Raw genomic sequence first — 14,490 nt, forward strand, 5'->3', positions numbered from 1 at the left:
TTGCAGCAAGAGGATTCACCCATCGGAATTCCATGCTGCCGCGCCTACCGAGGAGTGCCCTTCCGTGAGTCCGTCCCTGCGAAGAACGGCAGCCGCCGTCGTGTTCGCGCTCTGCGCGGCGCTCGCGCCGGCGATACCCTCCGCGGCCGCCGCCAAGGCCCCCGTACCGCCGTCGGATGCGAAGCTGGCCTCCGCACCGGCCCGTCATGATGTGACGCGCGAGCAGTTCTACTTCGTCATGCCGGACCGTTTCGCCAACGGCGACACGGCCAACGACAGGGGCGGCCTCACCGGTTCGCGGCTCGAGACCGGTTACGACCCCACGGACAAGGGCTTCTACCAGGGCGGTGATCTGAAGGGGCTCACCAGCAGGCTGGACTACATCAAGGGGCTCGGCACCACTGCCATCTGGATGGCGCCGATCTTCAAGAACCGTCCGGTCCAGGGAACGGGCAAGGACGCATCCGCCGGATACCACGGCTACTGGATCACCGACTTCACCCAGGTCGACCCGCACTTCGGCACCAACGCGGATCTGGCGAAGCTGATCAGAGCGGCCCACGCCAAGGGCATGAAGGTCTTCTTCGACGTCATCACCAACCACACGGCGGACACCGTCGACTACGCGGAGAAGGAGTACGGCTACCGGTCCAAGGGTGCGTACCCCTATCTGGACAAGGACGGCCGGCCGTTCGACGACCGCGCCGGAATGAAGAAGGTCAACGCCGGCTCCTTCCCCTACACACCGGCCGCCTCGCCGGCGGCCGCTGAGAAGAAGGTCCCCGGCTGGCTCAACGACCCGACGATGTACCACAACCGCGGTGACTCCACCTTCGCCGGGGAGAGCGGTGAGTACGGCGACTTCTCCGGTCTGGACGACCTGTGGACCGAGCGGCCCGAGGTCGTCCACGGCATGGAGCAGATCTACGAGAAGTGGGTCCGCGACTTCGGCATCGACGGCTTCCGGATCGACACGGTCAAGAACGTCGACCTGGACTTCTGGACCCAGTGGGCTACCGCCCTCGACGCATACGCCGCCCGGCACGGCCGCCCGGACTTCTTCCTGTTCGGCGAGACCTATTCGTCGGACACCTCGGTCACCTCGCCCTACGTGACCCGCGGACGGCTCGACGCGACCCTTGACTTCCCGTTCCAGGACGCGGCACGCCAGTACGCCTCGCAGGGGGCGCCGGCATCGAAACTCGCCGCGGTGTTCGCGGACGACTACAAGTACACGACCGACAAGGCCAACGCCTATGAGCAGGTGACCTTCCTCGGCAACCACGACATGGGCCGCATCGGCTCGTTCATCGCCCAGGACAACCCCGAGGCCGACGACGCCGAACTGCTCAAGCGTGACGAGCTGGCGAACGACCTGATGTTCTTCTCCCGGGGCAACCCCGTCGTCTACTACGGCGACGAGCAGGGCTTCACCGGCCCGGGCGGCGACAAGGACGCCCGCCAGACCATGTTCGCGTCGAAGACCGCCGACTATCTGGACGACGACGAACTGGGCACCGACCGGACCCAGGCCTCCGACGCCTACGACCCCGCGCACCCGCTGTACCGGCAGATCGCGGCTCTCTCGAAGCTCACCAAGGACCATCCCGCGCTGAGGGACGGCGTGCAGACCCAGCGGTACTCCGCGGACTCCGTCTACGCCTTCTCCCGTACGGACACCAAGCGGCTCGACGAGGACGTGGTGGCCGTGAACAACGCCACCGAGGTGAAGACCGTCGAGATCACGGTCGGCTCACCGCACATGAACTACCGCACTCTGTACGGTGGTTCGGGCACCACTCGGAGCAGCGCGGATCAGAAGATCAAGGTCACCGTACCCGCCCTGTCGTCCCTCGTACTGGAAGCGGCGAAGCCCCTGGCCGCACCCGCCACCAAGCCCTCGATCACCCTGAAGGCGCCGGCCGCCGGAGCCACCGGCACCGTGGAGATCAGCGCGGACACGGACGGCGGCCGGCTCGACCGGGTCGTCTTCGCAGCGCAGACCGGCAACGGACAGTGGAAGACCCTCGGTTCCGCCGACCACGCGCCGTACAAGGTCACCCAGTATCTGGACGCCACGGTGTCCGCCGGAACCGCCCTGCGCTACAAGGCCGTGGTGATCGACAGCTCCGGACGCACGGCGAGCGCCCTCGCCGCGTCGACCGCGGGGCGGACACCGCCGCCCGCCAAGCCGGTCGCCGTCCAGCGCGACTACGCGGTCGTGCACTACCGGCGCACGGACAAGGACTACGAGGGCTGGCAGCTGAAGTCCGGCGACCAGAACGCCGCCTTCACCGGACGGGACACCTACGGCGCCTTCGCCTGGGTCAAGGTCCCCGAGGGAGCGGGCTCCGTCCCGTACACCGTCGAGAAGAGCGGCGAGGCGGACGGCCCGCAGCGCTCCGTCGACCTGGCGGCGACCGGCGAGGTCTGGATCAGTCAGGGCGACGCGGGCCAGAGCGGGACGGCGCCGGACGGCGCGTACCCCCCGCAGGACACCACCAAGGCGGTGCTGCACTACTACCGTGCGGACGGCGACTACGACGGCTGGGGACTGCACACCTGGACCGGGGCCGCGGAACCCACCGACTGGTCGAAGCCGCTCCAGCCCGTGAAGAAGGACGCATCCGGTGTGACCTTCGAGGTCCCGCTCGCGGCCGGTGCCACCGCGCTCAGCTACATCATCCACAAGGGCGACGAGAAGGATCTGCCCACCGACCAGTCCCTGGACCTGGCGGCCTACGGCCACGAGGTGTGGCTGCTCGGCGGGGTGCAGAAGTACCTGCTGCCGCAGACCGGCGCCGTGCCCTCGCTCGATCTCACCACGTCCGAGGCGCAGTGGATCGACCGCGACACCGTGGTCTGGAAGGTGAAGGCGACTGCCGCCACCAGCGAGCAGCTGGTGTACGCACCCGACGGCGGTATCAAAACCGTGGACGGCGCGCTGTCCGACGAAGGGCGGTGGCTGCGGCTCACCCCGTCCGTGCTGACCGACGCGCAGAAGGCCGCGTACCCGCACCTGAAGGACTACCCGGCGTTCACCGTCGACCAGCGGGACCGCGACCGTGTCAAGGAGTCGCTGAAGGGGCAGATCATCGCCACCCAGCGGGCCGCCAACGGTGCGCTCCTGGCCGCCACCGGCGTGCAGACCCAGGGCATCCTCGACGACATCTACAGCCCGGCCGCGGCGAAGGCCTCGCTCGGCCCGGTCTTCCATCACGGGCGGCCCACCCTGTCCGTCTGGGCCCCCACTGCCCACTCGGTGTCCCTCGAACTCGACGGCAGATCAGTCCCCATGCACCGGGACTCCACCGACGGTGTGTGGTCGGTGACCGGCAGCGGCAACTGGGCCGGGAAGCCGTACCGCTATGTGGTCAGGGTGTGGGCGCCGAGCGTCCAGAAGCTGGTCACCAACAAGGTCACCGACCCCTACTCCACCGCCCTGACCACCGACTCGGCCCGCAGCCTGGTGGTCGATCTCAGCGACCCGGCACTCGCCCCCAGGGGCTGGACCTCGCTGAGGAAGCCGGCCGCCGTACCGCTGCGGGACGCGGAGATCCAGGAGCTGCAGATCCGCGACTTCTCGATCGCCGACCCCACGTCGAAGCACGCCGGTGAATATCTGGCCTTCACCGACAAGAACTCCGACGGGATGAAGCATCTGAAGCAGCTCGCGTCCTCGGGCACGTCCTACGTCCATCTGCTTCCGGCCTTCGACATCGGCACCATCCCCGAGAAGAAGTCCGACCGGACGGTGCCGGCCTGTGATCTGAAGGTGTACGCACCCGACTCGGAGTCGCAGCAGGCCTGTGTGGCGAAAGCCGCGGCCAAGGACGCCTTCAACTGGGGCTACGACCCGCTGCACTACACGGTCCCCGAGGGCTCCTACGCAAGCGACCCCGACGGCACCCGGCGCACCGTCGAGTTCCGGCAGATGGTCCAGGGCATCAACGGCGCGGGCCTTCGCACCGTGATGGACGTGGTCTACAACCACACCGTTGCCAGCGGCCAGGCCGACAAGTCCGTCCTCGACAAGATCGTCCCCGGCTACTACCAGCGGCTGATGGACGACGGGACGGTGGCGACCTCCACCTGCTGTGCCAACACCGCGCCCGAGAACACCATGATGGGCAAGCTGGTGGTCGACTCCATCGTCACCTGGGCCAAGCAGTACAAGGTCGACGGCTTCCGCTTCGACCTCATGGGCCACCACCCCAAGGCCAACATCCTGGCCGTACGCAAGGCACTCGACACGCTGACGCCCGCCAAGGACGGCGTGGACGGCAAGAAGATCATCCTCTACGGCGAGGGCTGGAACTTCGGAGAGGTCGCCGACGACGCCCGCTTCGTCCAGGCCACCCAGAAGAACATGGCGGGCACGGGCATCGCGACCTTCTCGGACCGCTCACGCGACGCGATCCGGGGCGGCAGCCCGTTCGACGAGGACCCCGGGGTCCAGGGCTTCGCATCCGGTCTCTACACCGACCCCAACGGATCGGCCGCCAACGGCACAGAGGCCGAGCAGAAGGCCCGGCTGCTGCACTACCAGGACCTGATCAAGGTCGGTCTGAGCGGAAACCTGGCCGCCTACACCTTCACCGACTCCTCCGGCGCCGAGGTCAGGGGATCGGACGTCGACTACAACGGCGCACCGGCCGGTTACGCGTCCGCGCCCGGGGACGCACTCGCCTACGCCGACGCCCACGACAACGAATCCCTCTACGACGCACTCACCTTCAAACTGCCCGGGTCGACCAGTGCGGCCGACCGCTCCCGGATGCAGGTCCTCGCCATGGCCACGGCGGCGCTCTCCCAGGGGCCCTCGCTCTCCCAGGCCGGTACGGACCTGCTGCGCTCCAAGTCCCTGGACCGCAACTCCTTCGACAGCGGCGACTGGTTCAACGCCATCCACTGGGACTGCCGGGACGGCAACGGCTTCGGGCGGGGGCTGCCGATGGCCGCCGACAACCAGCCCAAATGGCCGTACGCCAAACCGCTGCTGAGTACGGTGAAGCCGGCCGGCTGCGCCACCATCGACCGGACATCCGCCGCCTACCAGGATCTGCTGAAGATCCGCACCACCGAGCCGGCCTTCGGACTCGCCACCGCCGCACAGGTCCAGTCGGCACTCGCCTTCCCGCTCTCCGGCAAGGACGAGACCCCCGGCGTGATCACCATGCGCCTCGGTGACCTGGTGGTGGTCTTCAACGCCACCCCGGCCGCCACGACGCAGCAGGTGCCCGGCCTCGCGGGCACCGCGTACACCCTGCATCCGGTGCAGGCCCATGGGGCGGACGCCACCGTGAAGTCGGCTTCCTACGAGAGGAGTTCGGGAACATTCAAGGTCCCGGCGCGCACTGTCGCCGTCTTCAGGGCCGGACGCTGAGGGGCACCGGAACGCTTCAGCCGAGGAGCTTCTCCAGCAAGGTCACCCCGTAGACCCGTCCGTCCTTGCGGACCTTGCCGGAGAACTCCCCGGCGAACCGGTACCCGGCGCTCTCGTAGTACGCGCGCAGCCTCGGGTTGTCGGTGACACAGTCGAGGCGCCCCCGCCCACGCCCGGCAGCGATCATCCGCTGCTCGGCGTGGGCGAGCAGCGCCCGGCCGGTGCCGGCCGGAGCGTGCGCGCGATTCACCATCAGCCGGTGCACGTATCCGGCGACCGGTGGCTGCACACCCCAGGCCTCTTCGTCGTCCCACCACAGCTCATAGGCGCCCGCCAGATGCGCTCCCGCCGATGCCAGCCACACCTCGCCGTCCTTCATCCGGCGCAGGAAGTGCTCGGTGTCCTTCTCCCCGGGCAGCCACTGGTCGATGTCCTGGTCCTTCATCCAGCGCGCCGCCCCGTCGTACAGCGCTACCAGGATCTCGGTGTCGTCCCTGTCCGCCATGCGGAGGGTGAGTTGTGCGGTCATGCTGATCACCGTAAGGGTGGGCACCGACAGCCGTTCACGAGGGACCGGGAGACTGCCATGCCGGAGATCACCGTCGAGTACTCCGCGTCCCTGGGGGACGCCTTCGACCGCCGGGGCTTCGCTCTGGCGCTGCACCCTGTGGTCGTCGAGACGGTCGACGCGAAGATGCCCGCCTGCCAGACCCGGTTCACCGTGGCGGAGGAGTTCGTGGCGGGCGACGGCTCGGCCGATGACGCGGTGCTGCACGTCGGCATCGGGCTGCTGGCCGGACGCAGCGCCGAAGCCAAGGCGCGCCTCTCCGAAGCGGTGCTCGGTCTCGCCGAGCAGCATCTGAAGCCGGCGGGCCGCCCGGTGCACATCTCCGCCGAGGTGCGCGATCTGGACGCGTCCTACCGCAAGCGCTGAGTGTTCATGGAGTCTGGGGGAACCAGGACTGCATGACACTGACCGAACCGCAGGTGAAGCAGGAAGGCCGGCGCCCCCGGCAGTCCTTGTGGGTCAAGGTGCCGGTGGGCCTGGCAGTGATCCTCGCTCTGCTCCTGGCGGGCAGCGGACTCGATCTGCTCCCCGGCCTCGGGGACGTGTTCGGCGAGAAGACGACGGACCGCTCGGGGCCCGCACTGCTCAAGTCGATCCAGGACATGAGCCGCTACGAGGCCGCTTCCGGGAACTTCCAGGTCGTCGTCGACCTGGAGAAGGACACCAAATTCCTGCCGGACGCGATCCGCGGCTCCAGGATGCTGTACGTGGGCGCCGGCACCGTCGGCTCGTTCGTCGACCTCGGCAAGGTCGCCAAGGGCAATGTGACCGTCAACAAGGACCGCACCGCGGCAACCCTGCGGCTGCCGCACGCGGTACTGGGCAAGCCGGCCATCGACCCCGACCGTTCGTACGCCGTGTCCAAACAGCGCGGACTGCTCGACCGGCTGGGCGACTTCTTCTCCGACAACCCGAACAACGAGCACGCGGTGCAGAAACTCGCCGCCCTGCACATCGGTGAGGCGGCCAAGGACAGCGGGCTCTCGGCGCGCGCCGAGAAGAACACCACCAGCATGCTCCAGGGGCTGCTGCACTCCCTGGGCTTCAAGCAGGTGTCGGTGGTCTACGGCTGACCGGGCCGGTGCTCAGGTCCGCTGAGCGGGGAGCGGCGCGGCGGGTGCCAGTGCCATCAGCCGCTCCAGCAGGTCACCGAACGGCCCGTCCGGCGGCTCAGCGACGAGGATCTGCCGCACCACATCGGCCATCCCGGCGTCGTACGCGGCGCTCACCGCGGCCAGCGCCGCGAAGTCGTGCACCAGCTGCAACTCCAGCTCGGCCCTCGGAATGTTCCGGCCGTCCAGCCAGATCAGGGCGGTCGACTCGGCAAGCGACACCCAGGACCGCACGACCAACTGCAGCCGTGCGGGCGGATTGCGGACCTCCAGATGGGACATGATCTGCAGATACGCGGCGCTGCGCACCTCGTCGATCATCGCGTTGGCCGTGGTGGAACCCACCGCGGGCCCGCCGCGCATCAGCGCCGAGAACCCGGTCCCGTGCTCGTCGACGAAGTCGAAGTACCGCTTCATCACGCGCAGCAGCCGCGCCCCGAGGGGCCCTTCGCGCGGTTCGACGAACCGCGCCGCCAGCTCGTCGGCGGCCCGGCGCAGCGCGGCCTCGTACAGGTTCTGCTTGCCCGGGAAATAGTGGTAGACGAGTGGCCGCGAAATGCCCGCGGCCGCCGCGATCTCGTCGACCGAGACCTCGTCGGGGGAGCGGTGGCTGAACAGCTCGAGGGCGACAGCGATCAGTTGCTGTCGGCGCTGATCGACGCCCATCCTGCGCCGTGCCCCGGTCGTCATGCGAACAGGGTACCGACAGAGGCGATCCGGGTCTCATCCGGTCAGCTGCCCCCGGGTCCGCGCCCGGTGGCCGCGCGCCGCAACCGGTGGCGCCTCCGGGCGCAACGACCGGGTGTCACAGGCCGAAGCGCGCCACGCAGTGCCAGACCCGCTTCAGATCCTGCGGGTCATACCGCCCGGTCCGTACGGCCTCACCCACGGTCCGGGGTGTGAGCACCCCGTCCCCGGCGATCCCGGCGCCGAGCGCGACGTACTCCGGGCCGCGGTAGCCGGGATGGCGTCGCAGCTCATCGACGGACAGGCGGAATCCGGGGTGCCATTCCACGGGGAAGGGCAGCCGGTGCGCCGCCGCCTCCACTTCGGTATCCCGGTAACAGGGATCGAGCACGATCGCCTCGACATCCCTCCCGAGCACCAGCGGCCCGTGCAGGTGCGCCTCGATGCAGTCGTCGAGCGCATCCCGTCCGTCGGCCTCGGCCAGCCCGATCAGCGGCGCCAGGGCGTCCGCCACACCGAAGTCCGCCGGCTCCAGGGCGCTGTCCGGATAGCAGAAGGTGGCGCGCGCCAGGGCCTCCGTCCTGAGCCGCAGATGCGCCGACCCGAACCGGTGCGCCCCGCCGACGGCCCGGCGCCGGTAGTTCAACGCCCCGTACACAGGCCGGTGGTGCGCAGGCGCTTCGTCGTAGGCGCCACCGAATATCCGGCTCTCCCACCGCCAGCGGTCGCCGCCGGGGTGCGCGGTCAGGCCGCCGTTGCTGGTGCCGGTGACGAACTGCGAGCGGTAGACGCCGTCCTGCGCGAGCGCGTCCAGGATGGACCGTCCGTCCCGGACGGCGCGGTCCGGGTGGAAGTTCAGCGTCACCCGCAGAGCCGGATCCACCGGATCGCCCGATGCGAGGGCGGCGACGTGGTTCAGGGCCCGGTGGTGCGGTGACCTGGGTGTGTCGGCGTTCACAGGGCCAGTGTGCCGGATGGACGGCATCGTGGGCACCGCTGTTTTGAGGTGGTGCGTACGCGGTCGGATCACCGCGACGGGGCGGCGGTCGAGGCTCCCGGCGCGGCCGCCGAGGGCCGTCGGGAGGGCTGCTGCGGCGGTCTCGTGCGGGTTGTCCAGGGCGACGGCGCCGGCCCTGGGTGCCCACGGTGGTGAATGCGACCCGGAGGTGAGCTGGGCGGACCCGGTGGTTCGGCGCGGATCGCCGGTCAGGCGCGGTCGGTTCCGGCCCGCTTCACGTCGTCGACGAAGGCGGTCCAGGCTGCGGACGGGATGAGGAGCGCGGGGCCGGCCGGGTTCTTGCTGTCGCGGACGGGGAGGGTGCCGGGGAAGCCGTCGGCGACCTCTAGGCAGTCGCCGCCGGACGGATTGCTACGGGTGCTCTTGCGCCAGACAGCCTGGGTCAGGTCTATGTGCGCGGTGGGCATGGGTACCTGTCCTCCATCACCTTGCGGATGAAGCCCGCAGACTCGTCTGGGGATAATGCGCTGGCCTGGAGAAGATCGTAGGCGATGGCGTATGGCTCGGCCTCTCCCGGGATCTCCACCAGCGTCCCTGTGTTGATGCCCTCCAAGTAGACCACTTGGCCGTTCCCGGGCAGCGTCAGAAGTGTCACCGAACCACCCATTCCCGGGTGCGCTCCTTGTTCGTAGGGCAGAACCTGCACGGTGATGCGCGGCTTCGTGGCCATGGTGAGCAGGTGATCCAGCTGGTCACGCATGACGAGCGCTCCACCAACGACCCGGTGCAGCACCGCCTCGTCAAGGACGACCCACAGCCACGCGGGAGTTGCTTCATTCAGAATGTTTTGGCGCTCCATCCGAGCTGTCAGCTTCTCCTCCAGTTCTGCTCTTCCACCGCTGAAGACCTGCCCGACACTCAGCATCGCTCTCGCGTAAGCCTCGGTCTGAAGCAGTCCGGGAAGGCTGTGCGCCATGTACTTGTGCATAGCGCTGGCTCGGGCCTCGTACGCCACGAACTTTCGCGCCCAGTCCGGGATCGGTGTCCGCTTGATGTGGCCCCACAGGTCGATCAGATCCCCGTCCGCGTCCAGCAGCGCATCGATTTTGCCGTTGACGTCCAGCGGTGGTGTCTCGTTGCCCAGTTCGTACTGGGCGATGCGGCTGTGTGCGATGGGGATCCTGTCGCCCAACTGCCGTTGGGTGAGCCCCGCACGGACCCGGAGCTTGCGCAGCTTCGTGCCGTACAGCGCGGCCAGCGACGCGGACGGGTCGAGGTCTTTCGGTGCCGGCATCGGTGGGCCCCCCCGTTTTCGTTCGGTGCTCCGAAAACCGTTACACCTAGTGATCGTAGCTCTACGAACCGATGCTTATCCGTGGAAGGCGAAGGCATCGCGAGAAGGGCGAAACCGGTATGGGCGGCACGTGGGAGTACGGGAGTTCGGGCCTCAGTATCAGGGACGCCGAGGCCGCACGGGACGAGTTGCGTGCGGCGCTGGCGGCGGTGGACGTGCTTCTGCCCTCACTGGGGCTCGATCCGGTCTCACTCGCCAGCAGCTACCTGCCTCCGCTGGTGGACCTCGGCCGCTGCAACCCGAGCGTGGCCCGGCAGCTCGCCGCAGCCCTGCGGAGTGCGACCCGTGACCGGTGAGCCGAAGGTCACCCACCTCACCGGTGCCACGGGCAAGACGCAGTCGAAGGAAGTCACCGTCTCCATGCGAGGGATGGACGGTGACCGTGTCCTCGAGGACGACGGCAAGACTCTGGACCCGGACAAGCGGAAGACGGTAACGGCCCAGGGCCTCAAGGCCGCCGCGATCACCGACTCCGACCAGTACGCCGGCTTCACCCGCGAATCGGCCACCTACAACGGGGCCAACGAGGTCGGCGGCACCATCAACGACCCGTGGTCGAAGAAGACGTCCACCCAGCACAAGTCGTACGCCGACACCGAGGCCTACTTTGTGCGCACCGCTGCCACCCACTCCCGGACCAGCGTCACCAGCAGCGGCACTGCCAAGGACCGGGTCCATTCCACCGTCACCACCTACGACGACTACGGCATGGCCGAGACCGTCGAGGACAAGGGCGACGACGCCGTCACCGGCGATGAGAAGTGCAGCCACACCTGGTACGCCCGCAATGACGACCTCGGCATCAACTCCCTGGTCTCCCGCACACGGGTAACCGGCAAACCCTGCGCCACCACCGGTGATGCACTGGACCTGCCATCCGACTCCAGCCGCCCCGGCGACGTCATCTCGGATGTCGCCACCGCCTACGACAAGACCACCTGGTCCTCCACGCAGAAGCCGACCGTGGGCGAAGTGCAGTGGACGGGGCGTGCCAAGAGCTACACGGCGAGCAACAATCCCGTCCGGCAGAAGACCGCCACCACCACCTACGACGCATTGGGGCGGCCGCTCACGGTCAAGACACCAACGACGCACTGGTCACGACCGCTACATACACCCCGTCCAACACAATCGGTCCGCTGATGTCCGGCACCGTCGCCAACAACAAGGGCTACACGACGACCACTGCCGTGGACTTCGCGACCGGAGCCACAACAAAGGTCACCGACCCGAACAACAAGGTCACCGACTCCGAGTACGACGCCCTGGGCCGCGTCACCAAGGTGTGGCTGCCCAACCGGCTCAAAATCCTGGGGGCTTCCCCCAACTACGTGTACGGCTACAGCGTCAAGGCCACCAGCGCTCCCTGGGTGTCCACCGGCGCGATCAAGGGCGACGGCTCCGGATACAACACCACCTACGAGATCTACGACTCACTGCTGCGCGCACGCCAGACCCAGACGCCCTCCCCGGTCGGTGGCACGGTGATCGCCGAAACTCTGTATGACGAGCGGGGACTCGCAGTCACCTCGCTGGCCGACACATGGGCGGACAAGGCCGTTCCGTCCGGCACACTCCTGCAGACCGAGGGCTCCTCGGCACCGATGGAGTCCGACACCACCTACGACGGCGCGGGACGGGCCACCCAGGCCGTCACCAAGGTCCGCGGCGTCACCCGCTTCACCACGAACACCACTTACGCCGGTGACACCGCAGCCACCAGCGCCCCTGCGGGCGGCCAGGCCACCATGGTCGTCACCAACGCCCTCGGCCAAATTACAGAGCGCCGCGAGTACGCGGGACCACAGCCGACCGGCAGCAACTACACCACCACCGGATACGCCTACACCCCGGCGGGTCAGCAGAAGACAGTTACCGGTCCCGATCAGGCCAAGTGGTCCTACACCTATGACTTGTTCGGCCGTCAGGTGGATACGGACGATCCTGACAAGGGCCCCTCCAGCACTGTCTACAACGAACTGGACCAGGCCACCAGCACCACTGACTCCGCCGGCAAGACTCTGCTCTCCGCTTATGACAGCCTCGGTCGGCAGACCGACCTGTGGGACGGCACGAAGAGCGACGCGACCAAGCTCGCCTCCTGGACCTTCGACACCCAGGACAAGGGCCAGCAGGACACCGCGACGCGTTACGACGGCGGCACCGCAGGCAAGGCCTACACCAGCAAGGTGACTGGCTACGACAACCTCTACCGGGTCACCGGCAGCCAGTTGATCCTGCCCGACGCCGCAAAGGAGCCACTGGTTGCTGCCGGTGTCCCGCAGACGCTTTCCTTCACCACGGGCTACAACCTCGACGGCACGGTCAGCCAGGCATCCCAGCCGGCCGTCGCAGGCCTGCCCTCCGAGGTCATGTCCCCGAAGTACAACGCGCTCGGACAGCAGACCACCCTCGCAGGCACCACCGGATACCTCCAAGGTGCCGCCTATTCCCCTCAGGGCGATCTGCGCCAGCTCACCCTGGGCACCGATCCCACCACCTCGGCGAAGAAGGCCTACCTCAACTACGACTACGAGGACGGCACCCGCCGCCTGACCCGCTCCTACGTCACCGACGACGTCCACGGCTACATGCCGCAGGACCTCAACTTCACCCAGGACGACGCAGGCAACGTCACCTCAATCTTCGATGCCAGCACGCAGGGCGGCACCGCCAAGCCCGACAACCAGTGCTTCGCCTACGACGGCGACACACGCCTGACCGAAGCCTGGACCCCTCAGACCGCCGACTGCGCCACCAGTGGTCGAACCTCCGCCAACATCGACGGCGCAGCCCCCTACTGGACCAGCTACACCTACAACGAATCGGGCCAGCGCCACACCGAGACGCAGCACACCACCGCAGGTGACAGCACCACCACATACGCCTACGGCACCACTACCGGCCAGCCCCATCCCCTGACCGGGACCACCGGCCCCAAGACCAGCACCTACGCCTACGACAAGACGGGCAACACCACCAGCCGCCCCGGTACGCAGGCACAGCAGACCCTGACCTGGAACAGCGAGGGCAAACTCGCCTCCACCACCGAACCCGCCGTGGGCAGCAAGCCCAAGCTCGACACGAGCTACCTCTACGACGCCGGCGGTCAGCTCCTCATACGCCGCGCCAGCGGCGACGGCGACACAGTCCTCTACCTCGGCGCCACCGAAATTCACCTCACGGCGAAGGGCACCACGAAGACCCTGACCGGCACCCGCTACTACACCGCGGCCGGCCAGACCATAGCCCTACGCACCGCCACCAAAGACGTCACCGGCACCAAACTCACCTTCCTTGCCTCGGACCCCCACGGCACCGCAACCCTCGCCCTCGCTCCGGCCACCTGGGCGTACACCAAGCGCTACACCACTCCGTTCGGCACCAGCCGCGGCACCAAGCCCAGCAGTTGGCCCGACGACAAGGCCTTCCTCGGCAAACCCGCCGACACTTCCACCGGCCTCACCCATATCGGTGCCCGCGAATACGACCCCACCACAGGACAATTCCTCAGCGTCGACCCACTCCTTGAACTGAATAAACACCAATCCCTCAACGGTTACACCTACGGCGAGAACAACCCAGTAACCAAAGCCGACCCCACTGGCCAAGGGTCATTCACCTGCAATGGAAACTGTGACGGACAGACCAACTTCATAGAATCCCATGACGCACCGAACTTCACCTCAGGGCAGACCTGGCAACAAAAGTACCCGGACTACCCGGCCGCCGGCACAAGCCATACCACCAGCACAGGCAGCACGTTGAAGAAAACCTGGAACTGGCTCACGGGCGGAGTCTATACAGCCCTGAACTACGGATCTTCGATCGTCAGTAACGGCGATATCTGGCAAGGTGTACTCGAAACATATCTCAGCACCCTTGCTATACAAGCCGGCCCGGACGTGATTTTGGTGGGCGGAGCCGAATGCCTTACCCTATGGGGATGCATCGGCTCAGTCCCAACGGTGACCGTCGGATCTGGAATGATTGTCGGCGGGGCGTTCGGTGCAAAGGACGGCATCGAACGCATCGAAAAGGGCCTCGGAAAGGCACTCCGAGAAGCTAAGGGGGATGGTTCCTCTGCTTCGCAAGAAATAAATTGGAAGCCAAATAGCGTAAAAACCTATGGGCATACATTTTCCGATCATGGGGCAAGAAATTCCATTCAGAAAATGGCAGACCGTGCAAAAAATAAAGGAGTGGAAAATAATGGTCAATGGCACGACAATGAAAGTGCCGCAAATATCCTAAGGGAAAATTATCGGCCTGAAGCGAAGAAGGCGTATTTGATCGAAATTCCAAAAGGTGCAGGAAGAGTGGTCTACCAAGACGGGAGGACGGCCGAAGCGACGCACGCCCTTGTCGTTCCCAGAGGGTCATCCGGACTTATCAAGACGGCGTATCCTGTAATCCCCTGAGAGG

The 14,490-nt window shown here is 67.2% G+C and carries 11 protein-coding genes; 6 read left to right on the plus strand and 5 right to left on the minus strand.

What is annotated here, in order from left to right:
- Positions 1-64: 64 nt before the first annotated feature.
- Positions 65-5,386, plus strand: coding sequence for a pullulanase-type alpha-1,6-glucosidase (pulA, locus tag OHS16_RS22980; protein ID WP_328539124.1), 5,322 nt, complete (start codon positions 65-67; stop codon positions 5,384-5,386).
- 16 nt (positions 5,387-5,402) lie between these two features.
- Here pulA and OHS16_RS22985 read toward each other — a convergent pair whose 3' ends face one another.
- Complete coding sequence (locus OHS16_RS22985; RefSeq protein ID WP_328539125.1) at positions 5,403-5,915, minus strand: GNAT family N-acetyltransferase; 513 nt, start codon at positions 5,913-5,915, stop codon at positions 5,403-5,405.
- Between the two features lie 57 nt (positions 5,916-5,972).
- Between OHS16_RS22985 and OHS16_RS22990 the strand changes: the two genes are divergently transcribed.
- Both OHS16_RS22990 and OHS16_RS22995 read left to right on the plus strand, forming a co-directional pair.
- The gene (locus OHS16_RS22990; RefSeq protein ID WP_328539126.1) at positions 5,973-6,320 is read left to right on the plus strand and encodes a 5-carboxymethyl-2-hydroxymuconate Delta-isomerase; all 348 of its coding nucleotides are present in this window, start codon (positions 5,973-5,975) and stop codon (positions 6,318-6,320) included.
- A 32-nt stretch (positions 6,321-6,352) separates the two neighbouring features.
- Positions 6,353-7,027: a DUF4230 domain-containing protein gene (locus OHS16_RS22995; RefSeq protein ID WP_328539127.1), complete on the plus strand. Its 675-nt coding sequence runs from the start codon at positions 6,353-6,355 to the stop codon at positions 7,025-7,027.
- 12 nt (positions 7,028-7,039) lie between these two features.
- On the opposite strand, the gene OHS16_RS23000 is transcribed toward OHS16_RS22995, so the two are convergent.
- The 4 genes from OHS16_RS23000 to OHS16_RS23015 all read right to left on the minus strand — a co-directional run bounded on the left by OHS16_RS23000 (position 7,040) and on the right by OHS16_RS23015 (position 10,005).
- Positions 7,040-7,756, minus strand: coding sequence for a TetR/AcrR family transcriptional regulator (locus tag OHS16_RS23000; protein WP_328539128.1), 717 nt, complete (start codon positions 7,754-7,756; stop codon positions 7,040-7,042).
- Positions 7,757-7,871: 115 nt separating this feature from the next.
- Positions 7,872-8,738: a DUF3626 domain-containing protein gene (locus OHS16_RS23005; protein WP_443042676.1), complete on the minus strand. Its 867-nt coding sequence runs from the start codon at positions 8,736-8,738 to the stop codon at positions 7,872-7,874.
- A 221-nt stretch (positions 8,739-8,959) separates the two neighbouring features.
- Positions 8,960-9,178: a DUF397 domain-containing protein gene (locus tag OHS16_RS23010; RefSeq protein WP_328539130.1), complete on the minus strand. Its 219-nt coding sequence runs from the start codon at positions 9,176-9,178 to the stop codon at positions 8,960-8,962.
- Entirely contained in the window at positions 9,160-10,005 is an 846-nt protein-coding gene (locus OHS16_RS23015) for a helix-turn-helix domain-containing protein (protein WP_328539131.1), read from the minus strand. The genes OHS16_RS23010 and OHS16_RS23015 overlap by 19 nt, the downstream gene beginning before the upstream one ends.
- Before the next feature lie 119 nt (positions 10,006-10,124).
- Between OHS16_RS23015 and OHS16_RS23020 the strand changes: the two genes are divergently transcribed.
- Genes OHS16_RS23020 through OHS16_RS23030 form a run of 3 tightly spaced genes read left to right on the plus strand, consistent with a single transcriptional unit; the run spans position 10,125 to position 14,486 of the window.
- A complete protein-coding gene (locus tag OHS16_RS23020) occupies positions 10,125-10,361 on the plus strand; it encodes a hypothetical protein (RefSeq protein ID WP_328539132.1) in 237 nt (78 codons plus the stop codon).
- Positions 10,351-11,208 carry a hypothetical protein gene (locus OHS16_RS23025; RefSeq protein WP_328539133.1) on the plus strand — a complete coding sequence of 286 codons (858 nt, stop codon included), beginning with the start codon at positions 10,351-10,353 and terminating at the stop codon, positions 11,206-11,208. The genes OHS16_RS23020 and OHS16_RS23025 overlap by 11 nt, the downstream gene beginning before the upstream one ends.
- On the plus strand, positions 11,208-14,486 hold the full coding sequence (locus OHS16_RS23030; protein WP_328539134.1) for an RHS repeat-associated core domain-containing protein: 3,279 nt from the start codon (positions 11,208-11,210) through the stop codon (positions 14,484-14,486). Before OHS16_RS23025 ends, OHS16_RS23030 begins: the two co-directional genes overlap by 1 nt.
- The last annotated feature ends 4 nt before the right edge of the window (positions 14,487-14,490 follow it).

This window comes from Streptomyces sp. NBC_00344, assembly GCF_036088315.1.
Lineage (GTDB): Bacteria > Actinomycetota > Actinomycetes > Streptomycetales > Streptomycetaceae > Streptomyces.